This is a genomic window from Lactobacillus sp. UMNPBX4 (genome assembly GCF_002554115.1).
GTDB classification, from domain to species: Bacteria; Bacillota; Bacilli; order Lactobacillales; family Lactobacillaceae; genus Lactobacillus; species Lactobacillus gallinarum.
In genome coordinates, this window is the sequence record NZ_PCZF01000144.1 from 1 (window position 1) to 382 (window position 382).

General features: G+C 30.9%; 1 protein-coding gene and 1 pseudogene. Both read left to right on the top strand.

Annotated elements, in window-relative coordinates; all coding sequences use genetic code 11:
- Positions 1–167, top strand: a pseudogene (locus CP355_RS10110) (tRNA (guanosine(37)-N1)-methyltransferase TrmD); the annotation flags it as partial.
- The coding region (locus CP355_RS10115; RefSeq protein WP_143468963.1) for a GNAT family N-acetyltransferase at positions 154–382 on the top strand (229 nt) is incomplete at its 3' end. The pseudogene CP355_RS10110 and the gene CP355_RS10115, both read left to right, overlap by 14 nt.

Genomic DNA, 382 nt, shown 5'->3' on the forward strand with positions numbered 1-382 from the left:
GTGGGAATCATCAAAAGATTGCTGAATGGAGAAAAAAAGAATCTTTAAGAAGAACTTATCAAAGAAGGCCGGATTTGCTGGAAGAGTATGAATTTTCTGATAAGGAAAAAGAATGGTTAAGAGAATTTGAACGGGATAAGGATGTGAAAATTCATGGAAAAGGCTAAAATTAGATTGGTTAATTTAAATGATGCTGAAAGAATTTTGCAAATTTATCGCCCATATGTGGAAAATACAGCTATTACTTTTGAATATACGGTGCCAACATTAGAAGAGTTTAAAAATAGGATAGCTAGTATAGTAAAAAAGTATCCTTATATAGTAGCAGAAATAGATGGTAAAATTATGGGATATGCCTATGCTAACACTTTTAAAAATAGAG